The organism is Argonema antarcticum A004/B2 (assembly GCF_023333585.1).
Taxonomy (GTDB): domain Bacteria; phylum Cyanobacteriota; class Cyanobacteriia; order Cyanobacteriales; family Aerosakkonemataceae; genus Argonema; species Argonema antarcticum.
Genome location: NZ_JAIQZN010000011.1, coordinates 85,985 through 109,160, shown reverse-complemented (window position 1 = coordinate 109,160; position 23,176 = coordinate 85,985). Strand labels below are relative to the sequence as shown.

Sequence of the window (23,176 nt, the reverse complement as noted above, 5' to 3'; positions counted from 1 at the left end):
CAGGAGAAAAGCGTAAGTCCTAAACAAATAGGGGTTACCTAAAAAATTCATGTGATTATTCTTATCTGCGTTTATCTGCGTACATCTGTCTACCCTACGGGAAGGCGAAGCGCCTACATCTGCGGTAAAAATTTAACCAACGATGACAACAGAAAATTTGACGATCTCACTCATGTACTAACGATGCAACCGGACACAATAATCGCTTGTAATCACTTGCTTTAGATATTTCGGCAAATATAGCAACCGCCAAGGCAGTTAGGAAGTTCTTAATTCCACCAAATCGTTCGGCAGAGCGCTCACGGCGAAGCCCTTGATTCCCCTTCTTCCCCTAGCCCTTAGCTATAGCTCTTTTTTTAATTTCAGCAATGGGTAAAAACAAGGTCTCTTCAATCTCTTTTCGCAGAGAAGGGCATACATTATAAGCACGATCGAGGCAATCCACCAGCAAATTATTGGCATCATAATACTGCCGAAGTAATTCTTTATGCTGATAACTGAATTGCCAATTATGGCTGATATTGCGATGCTTAATCATCACGATTTTTAATTGCTCAGTCCAAACCAGACCATCGGCTTTCCACCATCTATAGAATTCTTCGTCTTTGATGCCCGGATCGGGTAGTTGCTCTTTAAGTTGTTGTAGCGCACCCCTTAGTTCAGGCTGAAAGCTAAGGTTAAGGGCGCGATCGAGGGCACGGTTAAGGTTAAGACCACGGCCAGTGGTAAGCTCACTTTTACTGGCATGAATCAGGATAGGATCGAGAACACGTACAAGACTATAGTCAAGAGCAGGGTTAAGAGCAGGGTCGAAGGCAGGATCGAGGGCACAGTTAAACGTCAGCTCAAAGGCACGGTAAAGGTCAGGATCGAGAACAGAGTCAAGGGTACGGTAAAGTAAGCGGTAAAGAGCAAAGTCAAGGGCAAAGTAAAAAGCTCTCACTGCCATTGGTTTGTAAGGAACATCAACGGAAATAGATTTCTCATTTACCCACATCAGGAACCGCTGCAACTTCTCATCCTTAGCTAGCATTTGATCAATGCTTTGTTTCATTAACTGCAATAGATAATCTGCATTTGGTAACATCCCCGATGTTAGTAAAAAAATTTCTTGCCACTGTTTCTTACTGATATGGCTACTCAGTTTTTCCCAAGCCTGTGATTCCGAGCTATCAACAATTTGTTTAGCAGTAAAATACTCTTGAAATGTCAGATGAGAGAAAGAGTAAATTCCCCATGCTCGTTCTACTAATAACCCATGTTGCGCTTGAATTGATTTCAGCACTGCTTCACTATCTAACTGCATTTCATTAGGGTCAGTTTTGGCATTTGGTAAAGTGTGAAGATAATCAGCAATCAGTCGCTGAATTTTGGATTGTTCAAAGAAGTAATCGCCTTGTTCAAATGTAATAGCTGCCAACTGAGAAAGCAGTTGTTTTTTACGTGCCAATGTCAAAGAATGATATACCTCATCTCGGCAAATGCCTCTAGCCTCATCCCATCTTCTCAGTAAAATGTTCAATCCTTGTTCGTACAATCTAGCTCGATTGAAAGGAAAATCAGCTTTTACTTGAAACACTAAGCAAGTCAGATTTAGCAAAATAGGCGTGACAGCCAGTTCTCGGATTGACTGATTTTCAGGACGCAGAAGTTTATCAATAAACTGATGGGCTAAAGCTTTCCCTTCAGAGTGGTTATTCCTCGCAACTGCTACAAACCATTTTTCGGCAAAACTTTCAACTTGCTCAGAGTTAAAATCTGCTACCTCAACATCTGTGAATTTCTGAAATTGATAATTAGATGCGGCAATCCTACAAGTAATCACAAAGTAATTTTTATGATAATCCTGAGCAAGCTTGCGAATTTCCCTAACAACTTTATCACTATCCTCTTCTGCTACTTCATCTAAGCCATCAAGCAAAATCAGCGTTTTACCTTCAAACAGTAAATTATTAGTAATTTCTGGCTCAATTTCACAACTATTAAATTGTTTAATGATATAACTTAATAGATTAAATTTGTCTTCTTCGCTAGCATCTTCACTAAATTCTTTCAGTTTAATAAATATCGGTACTCGATTTGGCTCAAACTCTCCTTCATTACACTGAATTGCTACATATTGTAAAAACGTAGTTTTACCCGATCCTGGCTTACCAAGTACCATTAATTTACCATATCGCGATACGGCATCTAAGCCAGAAACTCGTGCCTGACGTACCCTACCAAGTCCAAGTCGGTCAAAATTATTTAACTCTGGGTTAAAACCTTTTACCAATTCAGAAATATCTTGCCATTGTTGACTATTTATTTGCTCTAAAACATTAACTTCAGTGAATATATCAGTTAGTGCGATCGGCCTAGAAATATCCAACAGTCGCAAAGTGCCGCACTGATATTGTATTTGATCGCGGCGAGAAAGGCGGACTTTCTGCACTAACCGATCGATATTATCAGGATCGGCGCTGTTGTTCGGCGGCTGCTCTGGCGATCGCGCAATCTCTTGCCAATCTAATCCTAATACTTGACAAATGTTTACAAAATTTGAGGAATCAATCGGTTTACCGCTGAAAAAATTCATCACTGTCGAGCGACTTACCCCTACTTGTTCCTTTAAATCCTCCCGTCTCCAGCCTTTACCAGTAAGCGCTGTCAGTGCTTGTTCAATCCCTCCCTCTGAGGCTTTGAGCGATCGGCCCATCCGCTTTACCATAGCTCAACCATGACACTTGTACAGATTTTAACACCTTAATGGCTAAAGTCATACTGAACTCATACCAAACTCATACCTTACCGTAATTGACTTTTCTAGATTGAACTGAGTACTATTTGATTAACGAAATAAATAAGCATCTCCGCAAAAAATGTAGAGACGTTGCATACAAAGTCTCTACACTTGAAATTCCGACAATCAACAATCTAATTAAGGAAATCAAAAAACTTATGCAACTATCTGAAAGCACCGGGATGTTTTCTGCTAATAACCCATTGGCATTTAATCAAAATTCAGACTTAATTGACATTCAGGGAAATCATCAGCCATTTAATCAGATGGGAGTAGGCTATCAGAATATTGCCTTTATCGATCCAACAGTTAAAGATTATCAAAGCCTGATTGCCGGAATAGTTCCGAATACTGAAATTGTACTCCTCGACCCCACGCGAGATGGAGTAGAACAAATTACCCAAATCTTAGCCGATCGCACAGAAGTAAGTAGCGCCCACATCATCACTCACGGCGGGGAAGCTAGCTTGCAGTTGGGGACGGCGCAACTAAGTTTGGAAAACCTCGATCGATATCGCGCCTCTTTGGAACAGTGGAAAAACGCCCTAACACCTGATGCAGACATTCTCCTATATGGTTGCAATGTAGCAGCAGGAGAGAAAGGAACTGCCTTTGTGCAATCTCTCAGTCAGATAACCGATGCAGATATCGCCGCTTCCGATGACTTAACAGGAAGTGCAGCATTAGGCGGAGACTGGGAATTTGAAGTAAAAACCGGGGAAATTGAAGCAAACATAGCCCTGGAAGCAGAAACAATGGCGAGCTATAACTCAGTTCTGCTTACTTTTAGTCCTGCTACCCAGTTTGGCACGGGAGTACAACCCCAGTCTGTCACAGCACACGACTTCAACGGAGATGGACATCTTGACCTAGCCCTTCCCACCCGTGCTTCTGGCGCTGTCTCTATCTTATTAGGAGATAGCACTGGTAACTTTGGCAAAGCCACTAACTTTAACGCAGGACAATACCCCTTTGATGTTGCCGTAGGAAACTTTAACAATGACAGCTTTCCCGATATAGCCGCAGCGAATTGGGGTACTAGCAACGTTTCCATCCTGTTAGGGGATGGTACGGGTAGCTTTAAAGCGGCTACCAACTTTAGCGTGGGAACAAGTCCCTGGTCTGTGGAAGCGGGTGATTTCAACAGCGACGGCAAACTTGACCTAGCCACAGCGAACATTGATTCTAACAACGTTTCCATCCTCTTAGGGGATGGTACGGGTAGTTTTAGCACGGCTACCAACTTTAGCGTGGGGCTACGACCTCAGTTCGTTGGAGTAGGTGACTTCAACGCAGACAGCAAGCTTGACCTAGCTACAGCCAACTTTAACTCGAACAATGTTTCTATTTTGTTGGGGACAGGTACGGGCAGCTTTGGCACTGCTACCAACTTTAGTGTAGGGACTCGACCCTATGCGCTAGCTGTAAGTGACTTGAACGCAGACGGCAAGGCTGACTTAGCTGTAGCAAATGAAGGCTCTAGCAACGTTTCTGTCTTGTTGGGTACAGGTACGGGCAGCTTTGGTGGGGCTACCAACTTTAGCGTGGGGTCTGGGCCGCGTTTTGTCGCAGCGGGAGACCTTAACGCAGATGGTAAGCTCGATCTAGCTACAGCCAACCTTAATTCAAACAATGTTTCCGTTTTGTTGGGAACAGGTACGGGCAGTTTTGACCCTCCCACGAACTTTAGCACGGGGGCAGGGACAGGGCCGTGGACGGTGGCGATAAGCGACTTGAATAAGGACGGCGCACCGGATTTGGCTACGCCGAACTATTGGACGAATAACGTCTCAGTTCTGATCAATACTACACCTTTAGTTAATTTTGGTGCTGCTAGTTATAGCGCTACAGAAGACAGCAGCGATACGGTAGTTAATATTCCGGTTACTCTCAGCGCTACTCCCGGTACTGATGTAACTGTGCCAATTGTAATTAACAATGGCAGCAGTGCTACAGAAGGCGCTGGCAATGATTACACTCTTGCAACTACTTCTGTTACTTTCGCAGCGGGTGCTACTGGTGCTGCATTAACTCAGAATGTTGCTGTTACTATTAAGCCTGACAATATTCCTGAAAATGATGAAAAGCTAGTTCTCGATTTTGGCACAATTACTGCTGCTGCTGCGGGTACAACCAAACAAACAACGCTAACTATTGCGGCGAATGATGCTATTGATTACGCTGTTAGTGCTGGTGTTGCCAATATTCCCGAAGGTAATAGCGGCATAACTCCCATTACTTTCACGGTTATTCGCAGTGGTAGTATTGATGCAGCGAGTAAAGTAGATTTTGCCATTGGTGGTACTGCTACTAATAACAGCGATTACAACAATATTAGCGGAACTTCTGGCGCAACTTCTACAACTGGCACGATTACCTTTGCCGCAGGTGAAACTCAAAAAACCATCACCATGAATATTGTTGGTGATACGGCATTTGAACCAGAGGAAACAGTCATTGTTAATTTATCGAATCCGGTAGCACCTGGGCAGACTCCGACTATTTCCAATGTAAGTGCGACAACTACTGTTAATAATGACGATACTCAGCCTCAACCAGGTACTTTGCAATTCAGTGCGGCTAATTTCAGCGTACCAGAAGGGAATAGCGGCGGTTTTGTAAATGCGACAGCAGTTACCGTTAATCGTACAGGTGGTAGCAGTGGTGCAGTAAGCGTGCAGGCGCGAGTTAATCTGAATAATCCGGGTACTGCTAATAATCCAGGTAGTCCTAACCCGAATGATTACAACAATAATATCTTTCCAATTACTGTTAATTTTGCCGATGGAGATACTGCTGCCAAAACGGTAGTTATTCCCATCAATGGCGATACTACGGTTGAACCGGATGAAACGGTGAATTTGGAGTTAATTTCTGGCAGTGTTACAGGTGGGGCGACAATTGGTACTCAAAATACAGCGATTTTGACGATTAGTAATGATGATGCAAACACACCCTTTACCGACATCAATGCCGGGTTGCCTGGTGTTTATTCCAGTTCCGTTGCCTGGGGAGATTACGACAATGATGGAAAATTGGATATTCTACTCACGGGAGACAGATCAGGTTCAGGCTACATCACCAAAGTGTACCGCAACACGGGCAGTGGCTTTAGCGATATCAATGCCGGGTTGCCTGATGCTTACCGCAGTTCCGTTGCCTGGGGAGATTACGACAATGATGGCAGATTAGATATCCTACTCACGGGCTACGCCGCTGGTTCAGTCGGCATCGCCAAAGTGTACCGTAACACGGGCAGTGGCTTTACCGACATCAATGCCGGGTTGACTGGTGTTTACCACAGTTCCGCTGCCTGGGGAGATTACGACAATGATGGCAAATTGGATATCCTACTCACGGGCCGCACTGATTCAGGCCACATCACCAAAGTGTACCGCAACACGGGCAGTGGCTTTAGCGATATCAATGCTGGATTGACTGGTGTTGGCTGGGGTTCCGTCGCCTGGGGAGATTACGACAATGATGGCAGATTAGATATCCTACTCACAGGCGACAGTAGTTCAGGCGTCATCGCCAAAGTGTACCGCAATACGGGCAGTGGCTTTACCGACATCAATGCCGGACTACCTGGTGTTTGGGGCAGTTCCGCTGTCTGGGGAGATTACGACAATGATGGCAAATTGGATATCCTACTCACGGGCTGGATTGGTTCATACAGCTCAAGTATCGCCAAAGTGTACCGCAATACGGGCAGTGGCTTTACCGACATCAATGCCGGACTACCTGGTGTTGGGTTCAGTTCCGCAGCGTGGGGAGATTACGACAATGATGGCAAATTGGATATCCTACTCACGGGCTACGGTGGTTCAAGCAGTATCGCCAAAGTGTACCGCAACACGGGCAGTGGCTTTACCGATATTAATGCCGGGTTGACTGATGTTTACCACAGTTCCGCAGCCTGGGGAGATTATGACAATGATCGTAAATTGGATATCCTACTGACGGGCTACAGTAGTTCAGGCAGCGGTATCGCCAAAGTGTACCGCAACAACACTTCGACTGCCAATACTCCACCCACTACACCCACAGGGCTATCATCCACAATTTCTGAAACAGCAGTCACCTTAAACTGGAATCCAGCGACGGATGCTCAAACTCCCACCACTGGTTTAGCCTATAACCTGCGAGTCGGCACTACTCCTGGCGGTAACGATGTTTTTGCCCCGATGTCTCTGAACACGGGTTATCGGCAAGTACCCCAACTGGGCAATACCAACATGAAAACCAGTTGGCAGCTGAACAATTTAACTCCGGGACAAACTTATTACTGGAATGTACAAGCAATTGATACTGCTTGGGCGGGTTCACCTTTTGCCACAGAAGGAAGTTTTACTGTTGCCAACCCAACCCCATCCACAGTTAGCATTACTACCACAGATGCCGAGGCAGCTGAAGCAGCTAACGGACAAACCGCCAATCCCGGACAATTCAGTTTAACTCGTACTGGCAATTTATCCACGCCACTAACAGTTAAATACACCACTTCCGGTACTGCTACTAATAGCACTGATTACAACAATCTCCCTGGTAGCATCACTTTCGGTGCAAATCAATCTACATTTACTCTGCCGATTAATGTCATCAATGACAATTTGGTAGAAGGCAGCGAAACGGCGACAGTTACGATTACCCCAGATAATGCCTACACCGTTGATACCAATAACAAAGCTACCGTCTTCATTGCCGACATCATTACCGTTCCCCAAACTATCAACAGCATCTTGAGTTCTACCGACCCGAATAATCCCACTCGTTCTGGCAAATTCCGAGATGATTATCGCCTGACGGGAGTAACGCCGGGACAACAGGTGCAACTCAATCTTAACGCCCCATTCGATGCTTACTTACAATTGGTGAATGCAGACACTGGTCAGGTAATTGCCTCTAACGATGACTCCAACGGAACTCTCAACTCCCAACTCAATTTCGCAGTGGAGTCGGGTATCAATTACCTAGTGCGAGTAACGAGTTATGCTGGCGGTGCGACAGGTAATTACAGTTTAATTACTGCTATTGTGCCACCACCCACCGTTACTATCACTGCCGCAGATGCCAATGCTGCGGAAGTAATTAGCGGACAAACACCTAACCCAGGACAATTTACCATTTCTCGTACTGGTAGCACCGCTAACTCGCTGACAGTTAACTACACTACTGGGGGAACTGCCACCAATAGTCAAGATTACAACAATATCGCCAGCAGCATTATCATCCCAGCAGGTGCTAGCAGCGCTAACTTGCCTATTAATGTTATCGACGATAACCAAGCAGAAGGTGATGAAGTAGTTTCTCTTACCTTAATTGGCAATAGTACTTACAATCTCGGTAATGCCAAGAGTGCCACTGTTACTATTGCTGACAATGAACCCGCAATTAATATCCCTACAATCAGTGGAAGTCAAACCCTAAATGCGACATTGAGTACCGCTGACCCCAATAACACCAACCGTTCTGGCAGCTATAAAGATGATTATCGTTTGGTTGGGGTGACTCCAGGACAGACGATTCAAATCAACCTTAATGCTTCTTCATTTGATACTTACCTGCAAGTAATCAATGCAAATACGGGTGAAGTGATTACCTTTGACGATGACGCTGGCGAAGGTCGCAACTCCCAACTTTCTCTCACTGTGCAACCAGGTATCAATTATCTGGTGCGAGTTACCAGTTTCTCTGGCGGTGCGACAGGTAACTACACTTTAATTACTTCAGATCCACCCAGCGTCGTCACTATCACTGCTACAGATGCCAATGCTGCGGAAGTAGTTAACGGACAAACACCTAATCCCGGACAATTCACTATTACTCGTACAGGTAACACCGCTAACTCACTGACAGTTAACTACACCACTGGAGGAACTGCTACCAAAGGCACTGATTACAACAATCTTCCCGGCAATATCGTCATTCCAGTAGGTCAAACTAGCATCAACTTACCTATTAACGTTATCGATGATAGTTTGGGAGAAGGTAATGAAACAGCAATTCTTACCTTAGCTGCTAATAGTGGTTACACAATAGGTAACGCTAACAGTGGCACAGTTACCATTGCGGATAACGAACCTTTCAACCGTCCACCGCAAGAGATAATTCACTTAAATTCGCGTCGCCTTAGTCCTACAAATGGAGCAGTAACTTACTCTGGCGTATACACCGATCCCGATGGCGATATTCTGAATTACACTGCAACTAATAGCAACGGTGAACCTTTACCCAGTTGGTTGGGATTCTCCTTTGACTCCAACAACAATAGCATCACCTTCACTCAGGCTTCTACTCCTCCTAGCAATTGGCAATACTCCTACGTGAGGTTAACTGCTACAGACCCTTGGGGTGCCAGTGCAAGCCAAAGTTTTGGGATAAATAAAAGCGGTAGCGGATGGGTTATAGATGGTTACATTGCTGGTTCTACCATCTTCTTTGATGCCAACAAAAATGGTGTAATCGATCGCGACGAACCATCCACAAAAACTGATAGTTCGGGTGCTTATCAGCTAGACATTTCTCCAAATTTCGATACCAATAATAATGGTCAATTCGACCCAGAAGAAGGTAATTTTGTCGCTAATGGCGGTACTGATACCGCTACCGGATTGCCTTTGGAAACGCCTCTTACTGCACCACCCTATGCCAGTGTGGTAACTTTATTAACCAGTATGGTGACAGAATTGCTCGATCGCGGTATCAACCCCGATGAAGCAGAGTCCCAAGTGAAAGCGGCCCTGTCTCTGCCATCTGATGTAAATCTTACCAGTTTAGATCCGATCGCTGCTACCAATAATAAGGAACCCGGTGGCGTGGAAGTTTTGGCAGCAATGGTGAAGGTGCAAAACTTCATCACGGAGACTAAAGCTATAATTGATGGGGCTTTCGGACAACCGCAAGGGGTTGCCGCTGCTAAAAATGATACCGTGCAGGGGATTATGAGTGCGATCGTCAATCAAATTCAATCTGGTGTAATCTTAGATTTCACTAATCCCGAACAGTTGGCGGTAATTATTGAGGCGTCTGTCAATAAGGCAAAACAGTTGTCTTCCACGTTTAATCCTGTGGTAAATAGCGAATTTATCGCCTCATCTGCTAACGTCATGGCACAGGTAAATCAACGCATCGATAAGATTGTCGCCACTACCGCGCCTGACTCAATTCAACAACAAATTGCTCGCGTGCAAAAAGTAGCGCTAGGTGAAATAACTTTAGACTTCAAAGCAGCGGCATCTGGCACAAAATCAATCAACGAGCTAATTGCTGAAAATACTGGTGCAGCTTTAAATACCCAAATTCAAACAGCCCGTATTCCAGGCGTTCCCGCTGTTCCAATTATCAATCATTTACCTAAGTTCGACTCTACTCACCTGTTCGATAGCGACTTTTATCTCCAACAAAACCCGGATGTAGCAGATGCTATTGCTAATAAACTTTTTGCCGATGCTTTAGCACATTTCAGTCAATTTGGTTACGCTGAAGGTCGCAATCCCAGTGCCATATTTGCCACTGACTATCTAAACAAAAATAGCGATGTGGCGGCGGCTGTTGCTAAAGGCGCATTCCACAGCGGTTTTGAACACTTTATCAAGTATGGCATGGCTGAAGGGCGATCGCCTGCGCCTGAATTTATGCCATTAGATGAGTTTTATATATCCGCAAATCAGGATGTCGCACAAGCAGTTAGCCAAGGCAATTTAAAAAGTGGAATCGAACACCTGATGCGATTTGGTATGGCTGAAAATCGCGATCCTTTTACCCGGTTTAATGCTATTTCAGAAACTTTCGATCCCACTTTCTATTTAGCCTGGAACCAGGATGTTGCTGAAGCGGTGAATCGAGGCGAATTCCGCGATTCCTGGGAACATTTCGTTAATTTTGGCAGGTTTGAAAGTCGCGATCCAAGCACGATTTTCAGTAACTTTTCCTATCTTAAAGAAAACCAAGATGTTGCTGCCGCAATTTCTCAAGGCAAATTCCAAAATGGGTTTGACCATTACCTAAAATTCGGTTTTCTAGAGAAACGCAAATCGAATGATTTGTCCGTTCCTCTTTTCTTTTAATCGGGCGAAATGGGGAATAAAAAGAAAACTAATTCTTCATTCCCCATTTCCATAAGGTACATCAGAAGTGCTGAGTACGTCAAAAATTAGCACGGATTGGTGAGATGCGATCGCTCTCCCACTTTCACTTCGCTTATACAGACCAAGGCGCAGGCGTTGCATTCGGGCATAAAAATTGTTGAAGAAAAGCGATCGCGTAGCGTGCCGTAGGCATATCGCTTACTCCCCGAATGCTTCGCCCCTACTCACACATCGGATTGTTTTTTTGTCAATTTATAGCAACCGCCAGGGCGATTAAGCCAACTCCAACTGTTACCTTTAGTCCATAATCCCTTACGGAGTAACCTCTTCCCTCTTCCCTCTTCCCTCTTCCCTAGCCCCTAGCCCCTAGCCCCTAGTCCCTAGCTATATTATACTGGACTGGCACTCTAGCAAGGCAAGGTGACGATAAAGGTGGTGCCAACTCCAACTTCGCTCTCTACAGCGATCGCACCACCGTGTAAATCAACTGCTTTTTTGACAATTGTCAGTCCTAAACCATTCCCGGCAATTCCACCTACATTGTTACATCTATGAAACGGTTCAAATAGTTTCCCTAGATCTTCTTCGGGAATGCCGATACCCCGATCTTGAATGCGGAAAATCACTGCTGAGGACTCTTGACTGGTAAATTCTTTTTTGCTCTTTTCAATCTCTAATTCCAAGGTAATTGTACCTCCGTTGGGGGAATATTTGATGGCATTGGAGAGCAAATTGGAGAGAATGTGCTGTAGTAGTCGTTGATCCAGTGTTGCAACGATAACACCTGATGAAACAAAACTTAACTGGTGTTTACTTTCAGTGTTTAATTGCATTTTTTCCACGAGAAATTGGCAAAATTCGGATAAATTAAGCGGAGCCGGATTAAACTGTAGTTGCTCGGCTTCCGCTCGACCGATCATCAGCATATCCTCAATCAATTGGTTCATATTCTGGGTAGCTGATTGAATCAAACGGAGACATTTTAGTTTGCTTTCGTCATCCCACCGACTGCGGCTAAATTCGAGCAATTTTGTAGAGGTTAAGATCGCAGTCAATGGGTTGCGTAATTCGTGGGCTGCCATTGCCACATATCTGTTTTGGCGACCCGCTTGTTCTTGTGCAATTTGCAGTAGTTGTTCGGAATTTTCTAGAGCTTGCTGCATTTTATTTTCTAATTCGTGTCGGTGAATGGCAATTTCAATATTTGCTTGTAAATCTTTTTGGTGGAAAGGTTTAATAATATAGGCGAATGGGTCTGTAAGCTTGGCTCTCTGCAAGGTTTTTTCATCGGCATAAGCTGTCAAGAACACAATTGGGATATTAAAACGATTACGAATTTCTTCGGCAGCTATTATACCGTCTATATCTCCTTCCAAAACAATATCCATCAGTATTAAATCTGGTTGGCTCTGTTCTGCTCGTTCAATTGCTTCTTCGCCGGTTGTGACAATATCTGTTACTATATATCCCAACTTTCTCAATCTGACTGCCACGTCTTCGGCTACGATAATTTCATCTTCTACAATTAAGATCTTTTTATTCGTCATTACATTAAAACCTCCGGCGGTAATTTAATTCAGCAAAGGTAATTTTAAAGGTCGTCCCTTGATGGCTATCAATTTCGAGAACTCCCTTTAGCTGGCGTGTCAATATACGGACTAATCGCAAACCTAGTGTTTCGGTGGTTTCTAAGTTAAAATTAGGTGGTAATCCGATGCCATTATCACTGATGCTTAAGTTAAATTCCTTAGAGGCCAGTTGAATAAATTGAATGCTAACTTCACCTTTACTGCCTTGGGGAAAAGCATATTTCAGTGAATTGGAAAGCACTTCATTAATAATTAAACCACAGGGTATGGCTGTTTCTATATTCAAATAAATCGGGGCGACGTTAAGATTGAGGTGAATAGTATTATTGGTGCAGCCGAAAGACTGTAATAAATTAGCGACCAAGCTTTGAATGTATTCGACCAAATCAATCCGGTCTAAATGCTCGGATTGATATAATTGCTCGTGAATGAGCGCCATTGAAGAGATGCGGTTTTGGCTTTCTCGAAATAGATCGATCGCCAGGGCGTCATTGAGAGATTGGGATTGCAATTCGAGTAGGCTGGAAATAACCTGCATATTGTTTTTGACGCGATGGTGAACTTCTTTGAGAAGTATTTCTTTCTCTTGCAGCGAGGCTTTTATTTGCGCTTCGGCTAACTTGCGATCGGTGATATCCTCCGCAATCCCCGCCGTGCGGTAAACTTTGCCAAATTCATCTTTAATTGGAAAAGATCGGTCCCAAATCCAGCGAATTGAACCATCGGGCTGCACGATCCGATATTCCACACTCGTGGACTTTTCTGTCCCCAGTGCGGACATTTTGGCTAATACGGTTTCCCGATCTTCTGGCTCGATCGAATCTATCCAGGATTGCCGGTCAGCATACAGTTGCTCGCAAGGGCGTCCCCAGATTTGCTCGTAAGCTGGACTCACGTATAGGATCTCTTTGCCCTCTGGGGACAGCAGCCAGAAGACATCTTGCACATTTTCTGCCAGCTGGCGAAATCGCTCTTCACTTTCGCGCAGCGCTTCCTCAGCTCGTTTGCGCTCAGTAATATCTCGCAAAGAAACAACATAAACTGATTCTCCCTCCCATTGGACTGGTACTACAGACATTTCCCCAATAGAAATTTCCCCTCTAGATCTAATAATGCCCAATTCCACTGTGTTACTTACTGCGATCGGCAAGCCAAATTCTTGACCGATGAGGTCTTCTGGCTGGCAGTTGAAAAGCTTTCCAGCGGCTGGATTGGCAAAACGGACTTTGCTAAAGCGATCGACAATTAACAAACCATCGAACAGATTTGCAACAATAGTATGCAGTCGAGCTTCGCTCTCAAACAAGTTGGCAATAATTTTTTGCAGTCGCGCCTCATTTTCTCGCAACTCTTGCTGGGCTCGTTTGCGTCCGCTGATATCTTCCACAATATTAATAAAATACTTCGGCTCACCCGCATTTCCACAACGCAAAAGCGATACCGTCAGATTGACCCAGACAGGAAAACCATTTTTACGGATGTAGCGCTTTTCCATTGAGTAAGTCTCTATTTCACCAGCCCATATTTGCCGGTAATTTACTAGGTTCTCTGAAATATCATCGGGGTGGGTAATTTCTTGGAAAGTCTTTTGTTGCAGTTCCTCTTCTGTATATCCTACAATATCTGCAAACTTTTGGTTGACTACGAAATACTGACCGGATAACAATAACTGTGCTATACCGACCGCCGCCTGATTGAAAATGCTGCGGAATCTTTCTTCGCTTTCCCGCAACTGCGCTTCTACCCGCCGTCGATCGATAATTTCTTCTCGAAGCAACGCATTAGCAACCTTTAATTCGGCTGTTCTATGCTCTACTCTAATTTCTAATTGTTCTTTCGCCTGTTGCAGTGCTGCTTCTGCCTGTTTTCGCTCTGGTTCTGGCAAGTTCCAAGAGGATTGCAAAGGCTCAGTAATTGGTATGTTATGTTGTAATTCTGATGTTCGATCATCACCATCTTTTGCTAAGTTTTCCATAGGACTTTATTTGCGTAAAAAATTTAACCCAAATAAAATTGCGGCAATGGTTCCAGAGACATTTATTTCTCCGGCTACTATTTTTTCCATCACTTTGGCAACTGGAATTAATTCTACTTCAATGTCTTCTGTGATATCCAGCTGCTGCTTGCCAGATAAATGAACATTTTCGGCGATAAACAGGTGAATTTTATTGGTATCTTTGATAGGATTATCGTATATGGTTGCGAGTTTAATCATTTGGTCTGCAACATAACCCGTCTCTTCTTTTAGTTCCCGACGTGCTGCTGCTTCGCCGCTCTCTATGGCGGGGTCAAACCCCCCAGCGGGAAGTTCTAACAAAATTTCACCAATGGCGTGTCTATATTGACGAACAAAAACAAGTTCTTGGTTTTGGGTGACAGGAAATACTAAGGCTATATCCGGTCTGACAATGACAAAAAAATCGTCAATGATTTTGCCGTTGGGCAATTCTATTTCATCTTGTCTGATTTTTACCCATTCGTTGTCAAAGACGAGGTTGGATTTGAGGATTTGCCATTTTTTGCTCATAGATAATTCGATTTTGGATTGATCTCGTGTTTGGTTACATCTTTAGTACATGAGTGATGTCGTTAAATTTTCTGTTGTTATCGTTGGTTAAATTTTACCACAGATGAAGACAGATAAACACAGATAAACACAGATAAGAATAAGAACAGGATTTTTTTAGTTAACCAATTCGTAAGGAAATTATATGATTTTTTAATGGTCGTCATTGTGTATATACCAATGACTAATGACTACTGACTAATACGGAACCATTCTGCGATTCCATCTGCGATCGCATCTGCCATTTTCTGTCTATCATCGGGATTCATCACGGATTCAAATTCAACCGGATTGCTCATAAAACCCAGTTCTAGCAATACTGACGGGGTGCTGGATGGGCGGGTTAGCGCCAGGTTATCCCAAAATACGCCGTAGGAAGGACGCCCCAATTTTTGCACTACATAATTATGTATGAAGATGGCAAAACTATGGGCTTGGGGATGATACCAAAAGGCGGCAAATCCTTTGGTATTCTGGGCGTCTCCATCGTCGGGTAAGGAGTTGTGGTGGATGGAGATAGAGATCGCAGGTTGGAGTCGATCGATCGCCTGCACGCGGTCTTGCAGGGACAATTCGCGATCGTCCTCCCGCGTCATAGACACATTTGCGCCAAGCGCCACCAGTCTGTCTCGCAGCAGCTTTGATATAACAAGATTGACATCTTTTTCCAGATAACCGTTTGGCCCAGCCGCGCCAGATTCTTTGCCGCCATGTCCCGGATCGAGAAGTATTTTAATCCCCGATAAAGACTTTTCTTCTCTCTCTTTAGTCCCCCCCGTTGACGGGGGGGAAACAGAGGGGGTTCTTGTGGGCGAGTGTCGCAGAGACAGTACCAGATTTGTCCGATCGTATTTCATTTGATAACCCCATTGCTGTTGGGATTTGAGGTTAAAGGTATATTGCACTTGACCGGGTGCTACCTGTTGCCAGTCTAGACGAGAAATAATGGGATCGTCATCAAGGCGAATGATATCCGTTTGGGCGGTAGTGTTGTAGAGAGTGAGAGTGAGAGTGCTAGAGCTTTGCTGCACGCTTACGGGCACAGGTACTTGTAAGGGAAACACGATTTCTGTCGCACCGGGAACCTGACGGACGCGGAGAGTGCGAATAATAGAACGGGGCGGCACAGCAGCTTGGGTAATGCGAATTTCCTTATCCTCAATCCAACCGCCGTAATCCAGTCGCAACCACTTTCCCTCGCGTCCCATTACCGTTGCTTGCGTCCCTTTGGGCAAAGGTGTCAGACGAGAATAATCGCTACTTGGGCCAGTGCGTGCGATCGCGCTATCGACAATCACTTCTGCAATCTCTAGCTGCGTCGGCGATAAAATTTCCACATTTCCTTGCGCCATCTGAGTTGTGGTTTTACCATTCATTGTCAGCTGAAATTCGGGACGCCCTAACTTTCCTGGCGAGTTAGCTGTAGCGCAACCTTGATATTGACCCGTAAAAGACTGGGAATTGGTTGTGTATTGTCCTGTTAACGCCGCAGAATTTGAGGGTACATCTGCAACTGGCGACTGCGGTATCAGGGGAATGGTTTGATTTCCCAGTTTAACAGAGACGGTGGCGTTGGGCGGTGCGATCGCGCTAAAACAAATCATTTCACCCGGCAATTTAGCAATATCCACCCCCGGTTTGAGCGAATCTTTCCCAAACGCCAACCCCACCGGCAGATTTGGTCGTGTTGACAAGCGCGTCACTTTGAGATCGCGTTGCTGATTTCCATACCGTAACGTAAAGAGATTGTCTCCCACTCGCAGCGGAAAACTAGGCGCAAAATGCCCCGCCGGACTCCTCTCAATTGCTTTGCCATTCACCAACACATTTCCACCTGCTGGTGCGCTTCCCAGAAAAAATATCTGGTTAGAAGTTGTTTGGTAGTTGGCCGGTGGAAAGGCCACATAAAGAGATTGTTTTGCCAAAGCTGAATATCCGATTAAAGTTGCCAATGTAACTAATACTAATATTTTTCTCATTCTTTTGTAAGTTGTCAGTTGTTTTTAGGCCCTTAGAAACCCGGTTTCTCCAATCAACCGGGTTTCTGGGTGTTCAGTTGTTTTTAGGCCCTTAGAAACCCGGTTTCTCCAATCAACCGGGTTTCTGGGTGTTCACTATTGACTAATTATCAAAAATCTTTGTTGGCAATCCATCTATGCTTTTTTGGTTTTTTTCTTGCCAATAGTCAACAATCCCTTGTTTTCCCTTTTTGTTTGCCCATTCTACCAGCGTGTTTCTTTCTTCCTTAAGTTCGTAAATGGGTACGCCATATCCGCAAGATGTTTGTACCGACTCAACATCAAGCACAACAATTTGACGTTCTCCCGGTGTCGGCTCAAATAGAGAGTAAAATTTGTGCCATTCTTGATGTCTGGAGCTAATTATGCGCCCTTGTCCGTAGAGACGCAAAATCAAGGGCCGATCGGAAAAACTGCAAAACATAATTGTCATCCGTCCATTTTCATTTAAATGCGCTGCCGTTTCGTTCCCACTTCCAGTTAAATCGAGATAAGCCACTGTTTTATTATCAATGCAGCGAAAGGTATCACACCGCTCAACAAAACCTACTCAAACCTACTCAAAGGCTGAAAGGCCGGTCATTCGTAGTGGGTCAAGCACCACAGGGTTAAACGGCAAACCCTTTATTCCTTGGTCAAAGACATCAGGAATTACTTTTCGAGTAATATTAAATGACCCATTCACATCGGCATTTAATAACCTACCCTTCGCTGTTTTATACAATCCTCTAGCTACTCTTTTTCCCTGAAACACTGGTTTTTTTTCCCCATATTTAGGTACATCATCCCCATCGACAGCACTGGCCACAGAGGTATAAGATTCTTCTGTGATGACTACTTTTATTCCTTTCAATTGAGCTTTATAGTTCAACATTTCTATTAACCTATAATGGGGAATGTTCACAAATTGTTGATTGTTCCTTTTCCCTAAGTTAATTGATTGTTTCCACTTAGCATTATGCCCAATTACTAGGATTCCTATGTGATGCTGTCTACACCAATTTATCACTCTTCTGCTGGCTGTATGTAGATAATTCTCTACTCTACAGTTACGTTTATGAGTGAGGTTTTTTAATCTTTGAGATTGGGTTTGATTATGCTTGAGTTTTAGCTGGGATTGTAAAGAGGAACGTTGTTTATTGTAAAAGGTGTTAATTGCTTTTAGTGGTCTGCCTTTAATCAAAAAAGGTCTGACGCCTGTTTGATTGGTAGTTACAGCCATTAAGTTATTAACTCCTAAGTCTATCCCGGCTATTTGTTGATGATTGGTTGTCTCCTCTACTTTTTCATAAACTATTTCGATTATATAACAACTACTTTTCGGCACGATCCTCGCTTCGATTATTTCCTTTGTTGATGTGGGAATTTGTATTTCACTCATGGATAGGTGACAGATTCCTTTTTTCAAGGCTTTTTTCGAGATTGATTCGTGAGAATACGGGAGGATATTGCGCCCTTTTGTTTTATGTTTATATCCCGGTATTTTTGGTTTAACTAAGAATTTTTCGGGATGTTTCTGCCAGGTTTTTACAGCTTGAAAATAACTTGTCCAGGCTGAATCTAATCGACGGATGATTTGCTTACTAACTTTTGTTGGTAAGGCTTTGTAGTCTTGGGCTTGGGATAGGAGGTGGTAAAGTTGGTTAAAGTTTAATTTCTGGTGGTGTTGAAAGAAGTGTTGACGATAATGATAATTAGCTAGGTTAAACAAATTTTTTGACAAAAAAGCCAAGTGGTCAATTTCTGACCAGAGGGGATGGTTTTTTGCGATGATATGACGTTCAACTAGCTTCATGTTTTGATTATAGGGAAAGAAGGGTTTTTGGAAAACCTTCATCGCAAAAGCTTACTCACTATTGGCATTTAGCTATAAAAATGAGTAAGATTGAGCAGAATTGGCTAAGTTTTTGGAACTGTATTTACCCCTTTTGGCGAGAGATTAATTCTCCCCGTTATTGGTGCAGTCGCCGTGAAGAATATTTTTTGTGCTTCAATAAAATTACGTAAGTCTTCATTCAACTCCGAGTAGAACTTAGCCATTGCAAAAAAAACTCCTCATTGGTCATATCATATCCGGTAACATCGGTTACAAAAAAATCCTGTTCTTATTCTTATCTGCGTTTATCTGCGTACCCTGCGGGAAGGCTTTGCCTACATCTGTCTTCATCTGCGGTAAAATTTAACCAACGATCGCAACAGACAATTTGATGATATCACCGAAAATCTAGCTAATATGGTTAAAAAAGCTGGTAACCAGCTTGAAATGCTATTCTATCCTCTAGACTGTAGCTCGGTTAATAGCAAACTGTTCGCGCAGAAAGCTAAGAGTGTGGCACAATTGACGGGGTGGTTTGCAAGAACGCTTTAATTTTAATCGTGTTATGACCAAGTTTGTCTTTGTCACAGGCGGTGTAGTCTCCAGTATCGGCAAGGGAATTGTCGCCGCCAGTCTGGGGCGGTTGTTGAAATCGCGGGATTATTCCGTCTCGATTCTGAAACTTGACCCTTATATTAATGTCGATCCGGGAACGATGAGTCCCTACCAGCACGGGGAAGTATTTGTCACGGAAGATGGTGCCGAAACAGACCTGGACTTGGGACACTATGAGCGCTTCACGGATACCTCCATGTCTCGCCTCAATAGTGTGACGACAGGTTCGATTTACCAGGCGGTTATAAATAAGGAGCGTCGGGGCGACTATATGGGGGGCACAGTTCAGGTAATTCCCCATATCACGAACGAGATTAAAGATCGTATACAGAGAGTAGCTAAAAATACCAATCCAGATGTGGTAATTACGGAAATTGGCGGCACGGTTGGCGATATTGAATCGTTACCTTTCATGGAAGCTATTCGCCAGTTACGCAAGGATGTGGGGCGGCAGAACGTGCTGTACGTCCACGTAACGCTGGTGCCTTGGATTGCTTCGGCGGGAGAGATGAAAACTAAGCCGACGCAGCATTCGGTGAAGGAATTGCGATCGATTGGGATTCAACCGGATATTTTAGTTTGTCGGTGCGATCGGCCCATAGCCCAAGGACTCAAAGACAAACTATCAGAATTCTGCGACGTGCCGCTTGAATGCGTGATCGCAGCTCAAGATGCTAACAGCATCTACGAAGTGCCGTTGATGCTAGAACGGGAAGGACTGGCACAGCAAGCGCTAGACATCCTCCAACTAGAACAGCGTCAACCCAACTTAAAACAGTGGCAAACCCTAGTAGATCATCTTTATTCTCCCACGAAGCGAATTGAGATTGCGATCGTTGGTAAATACGTCCGATTAAGCGATGCTTACCTGTCGATGGGAGAAGCTTTGCGTCATGCTGCGATCGAATTCTCCCTCGACCTGAACGTCAGGTGGGTCAACTCAGAAGAGATCGAAGTCAATGGTGCCCAGAAGTATTTAGAGGGCGTAAATGGCATCGTCGTACCGGGAGGTTTTGGTAACCGGGGGGTAGATGGTAAGATTGCCGCAGTGAAATATGCCCGCGAAAACAATATTCCCTTCTTGGGTTTATGCTTGGGGATGCAGTGTTCGGTCGTTGAGTGGGCGCGTAACCTTGCTGGTTTAGAAGATGCCAACAGCGCTGAGTTTGCCCCCGATACACCGAATCCAGTCATCAACTTGTTGCCAGAACAGCAAGATGTCGTCGATTTAGGCGGCACCATGAGGCTGGGTCTTTATCCTTGCCGTTTGGCACTCAATACCCTAGCTTACCGTCTTTATCAGCAAGAAGTGATTTACGAACGCCATCGGCATAGGTACGAATTTAACAATGCCTATCGCAACCTCTTTCTAGAAAGCGGGTATGCAATTAGCGGCACCTCTCCCGACGGGCGCTTAGTAGAAATTATCGAACTCCCCAACCACCCCTTCTTCATTGCCACACAATTTCACCCAGAGTTTCAATCAAGGCCCAGCACTCCCCATCCTTTGTTTAAAGGATTTATCCAAGCCGCGTTAGCCCTACTTTCGGTTGGCGAAGTCCCAGAGCAGGATATCCCTTCTGTAAAAGAGGAGGTTCACGCCGACGCTCAAACCATCCCATCCCTGAATGCTTCGGCAATATCCTAGCTATGTTCGGCAGTCGATCCCCTCAAACAGCTATGCCCGAATACCAATCGTGCAGTATATTCACTTCATACTCGGCAACGGCAAAAATTCGGATATGTTCTACGAAATTGTAGAATTTTGTAGATAAGGATGCGATCGATAATGCCAATTCAGTATTTGCGATCGGGGATGAGAAACCGGGTTTATTTGTTTGTCAAAGTCGATATTTCGTTGCTTTAACCCACAGAAACCCGATTTCTGGCATTACGGAATCGGTGTTCTAGGGCAAACGGCGGTTGTGAGGAGAGCCTGTGGCGTATTGGATCAAAATTAATTACGAGAGGAAAGAGTATGTAATCGATCTCGACCGAGTTTGTACTTTTTCTTACGAGCCGAACGGCAGGATCACTTTTTGGTTGCCAGATAGTTCCTTTCCGATCGTCATTAACTCCCAGGGCCACCCAGAAGCTCATCAAAAAGTGCTGTCCTACATCCAAGCAGCGATGGGACATGATTTTGAATCTTATTGGGTAAAAATTTACTACGAGAGGAATGATTATCTCATCAATCTCAAGTTTATCAGTACTTTTTCTTGCGAGCCGAACGGCAGGATAACTTTTTGGTTGCCAGATAATGCCATGCCAATAGTGATCCACCCCCAAAATAACTTGGAGGCTTATGAAAAAGTAATTAGCTATATCAAACAGATCACAGGTTACACCCTACCTTGACACTACCCTCTGGAATCTGGAATCTTCCTAAAAATCGGTCACCTAAAAAATTCCTGTTCTTAATCTTATCTGCGTTCATCTGCGTTCATCTGTCTACCCTACGGGAAGGCTGCGTCAACATCTGTCTTCATCTGCGGTAAAAATTTAACCAACGATAACAACAGAAAAGTTGACGAGATCGGTCTTATGCTACTGTAACGATCCAAATCTTATCCTAAATTATAGCAACCGACGAGAGTCGGTTAGGGCAACGCCAACTCTTACCTCTGGTTCATAATCCCCGATAGTCGTAAGCTTTTCCCTCTTCCCTCTTCCCTCTTCCCTCTTCCCTCTTCCCTCTTCCCTCTTCCCTCTTCCCTAGCCCCTAGTCCCTAGCCCCTAGTCCCTAGCTATAATTTAAAAATTTTTCCCAAGCCAATTTAGCCGCACCAACCATCCCCGCTTGATTGCCTAATTCTGCTACCAATAGTTGCAAAAGGGCGCGGGAACTTGGCAAAACCCGACGATTTATTTCTGCCATAGCGGTAGGGAAGAAAAACTCCGCACTGGCACTTACTCCCCCGCCAATGATAATTGCTTCCGGGGTCAAAACGTAGATTAAACTTGCCAACCCAACACCCAGATCTCGTCCGTAACTTTCCCAGAATTCTAAAGCTTCGCGATCGCCTGCTTTGGCCCGTCGCCCCAAGTCCTCCGGTTCTAAACCCGTCCGGCGTCGAATTGCCTGTACCGAGACATATTGCTCGAAGGAACCTCGATTGCCGCTATTACATTCTGGGCCATCCGGGTTCAAAGTAATTAACCCCAACTCCCCACCTGCACCTTGATGACCTGTAAATAGCTTCCCATCAAGGATAATCGCACCACCCACTCCCGTTCCCAATGTCAGCAAAATCATGTTACTAAACCGGCGACCCGCGCCTAACCAAGCTTCTCCCAACCCAGCGCAGTTGGCATCGTTGGCCATAATGGTCGGTAAACCTGTCTTTGCCTCTAACAAGTCAGCTAGGGGAACATCCTTCCATCCCGCCAGGTTAATCGCTACTCTGACAATGCGTCCAGCGGCATCCACAGGGCCTGGTGTGCCAAAACCGATCGCTTTTACTTCACTTTTGCCGCAGGCAGTTACTGCGTCTGCGATCGCCTCTACAACTGCTTCTGGTGTCGCCGGTTGCGGCGTTGGCACAGTCAACGACTGCAAGCAAGTCCCATCTTCTAGGAAGCGTCCGAGTTTAATTGCTGTTCCGCCTAAATCGATGCCCAATACTTGAGGCCCTGATTGTTGCTGAGTTAAAAGATTGGAGTCTGTTCCCATGCTGAAATTTTTGCAGATATTTCTTGC

The 23,176-nt window shown here is 44.6% G+C and carries 13 protein-coding genes; 3 read left to right on the top strand and 10 right to left on the bottom strand.

From position 1 onward, the window contains the following. Positions 1-331: 331 nt before the first annotated feature. Positions 332-2,710 (bottom strand): NACHT domain-containing protein, encoded by a 2,379-nt coding sequence (locus LAY57_RS07500; protein ID WP_249065783.1) that lies wholly within the window; start codon positions 2,708-2,710, stop codon positions 332-334. Between the two features lie 230 nt (positions 2,711-2,940). Between LAY57_RS07500 and LAY57_RS07495 the strand changes: the two genes are divergently transcribed. Continuing rightward, positions 2,941-10,851 carry an FG-GAP-like repeat-containing protein gene (locus tag LAY57_RS07495; protein WP_249065782.1) on the top strand — a complete coding sequence of 2,637 codons (7,911 nt, stop codon included), beginning with the start codon at positions 2,941-2,943 and terminating at the stop codon, positions 10,849-10,851. Between the two features lie 36 nt (positions 10,852-10,887). Here LAY57_RS07495 and LAY57_RS35745 read toward each other — a convergent pair whose 3' ends face one another. From LAY57_RS35745 to LAY57_RS07460, 8 genes are all read right to left on the bottom strand, one after another. After that, entirely contained in the window at positions 10,888-11,013 is a 126-nt protein-coding gene (locus LAY57_RS35745) for a hypothetical protein (RefSeq protein WP_275993712.1), read from the bottom strand. 266 nt (positions 11,014-11,279) lie between these two features. Further along, on the bottom strand, positions 11,280-12,419 hold the full coding sequence (locus LAY57_RS07490) for a hybrid sensor histidine kinase/response regulator (protein ID WP_249065781.1): 1,140 nt from the start codon (positions 12,417-12,419) through the stop codon (positions 11,280-11,282). A gap of 4 nt (positions 12,420-12,423) precedes the next feature. Next, positions 12,424-14,436 carry a PAS domain S-box protein gene (locus LAY57_RS07485; RefSeq protein ID WP_249065780.1) on the bottom strand — a complete coding sequence of 671 codons (2,013 nt, stop codon included), beginning with the start codon at positions 14,434-14,436 and terminating at the stop codon, positions 12,424-12,426. Between the two features lie 6 nt (positions 14,437-14,442). Then, entirely contained in the window at positions 14,443-14,988 is a 546-nt protein-coding gene (locus LAY57_RS07480; RefSeq protein WP_249065779.1) for an NUDIX hydrolase, read from the bottom strand. A 230-nt stretch (positions 14,989-15,218) separates the two neighbouring features. Further along, positions 15,219-17,006: an N-acetylmuramoyl-L-alanine amidase family protein gene (locus LAY57_RS07475; protein ID WP_249065778.1), complete on the bottom strand. Its 1,788-nt coding sequence runs from the start codon at positions 17,004-17,006 to the stop codon at positions 15,219-15,221. A 142-nt stretch (positions 17,007-17,148) separates the two neighbouring features. After that, positions 17,149-17,544, bottom strand: coding sequence for a pyridoxamine 5'-phosphate oxidase family protein (locus LAY57_RS07470; RefSeq protein ID WP_249065777.1), 396 nt, complete (start codon positions 17,542-17,544; stop codon positions 17,149-17,151). A gap of 57 nt (positions 17,545-17,601) precedes the next feature. Then, positions 17,602-18,882 (bottom strand): RNA-guided endonuclease InsQ/TnpB family protein, encoded by a 1,281-nt coding sequence (locus LAY57_RS07465; protein WP_249065776.1) that lies wholly within the window; start codon positions 18,880-18,882, stop codon positions 17,602-17,604. Between the two features lie 62 nt (positions 18,883-18,944). After that, positions 18,945-19,085 carry a hypothetical protein gene (locus LAY57_RS07460; RefSeq protein WP_249065775.1) on the bottom strand — a complete coding sequence of 47 codons (141 nt, stop codon included), beginning with the start codon at positions 19,083-19,085 and terminating at the stop codon, positions 18,945-18,947. 341 nt (positions 19,086-19,426) lie between these two features. Here LAY57_RS07460 and pyrG point away from each other — a divergent pair, with 341 nt between their 5' ends. Together pyrG and LAY57_RS07450 are read left to right on the top strand one after the other, a co-directional pair. Next, positions 19,427-21,124, top strand: a complete 1,698-nt coding sequence (pyrG, locus tag LAY57_RS07455; RefSeq protein ID WP_249065774.1) for a CTP synthase — start codon at positions 19,427-19,429, stop codon at positions 21,122-21,124. Between the two features lie 290 nt (positions 21,125-21,414). Then, positions 21,415-21,834 (top strand): hypothetical protein, encoded by a 420-nt coding sequence (locus LAY57_RS07450; RefSeq protein WP_249065773.1) that lies wholly within the window; start codon positions 21,415-21,417, stop codon positions 21,832-21,834. 385 nt (positions 21,835-22,219) lie between these two features. Here LAY57_RS07450 and LAY57_RS07445 read toward each other — a convergent pair whose 3' ends face one another. Next, positions 22,220-23,149, bottom strand: coding sequence for an ROK family protein (locus LAY57_RS07445; protein ID WP_249065772.1), 930 nt, complete (start codon positions 23,147-23,149; stop codon positions 22,220-22,222). Between the last annotated feature and the right edge of the window lie 27 nt (positions 23,150-23,176).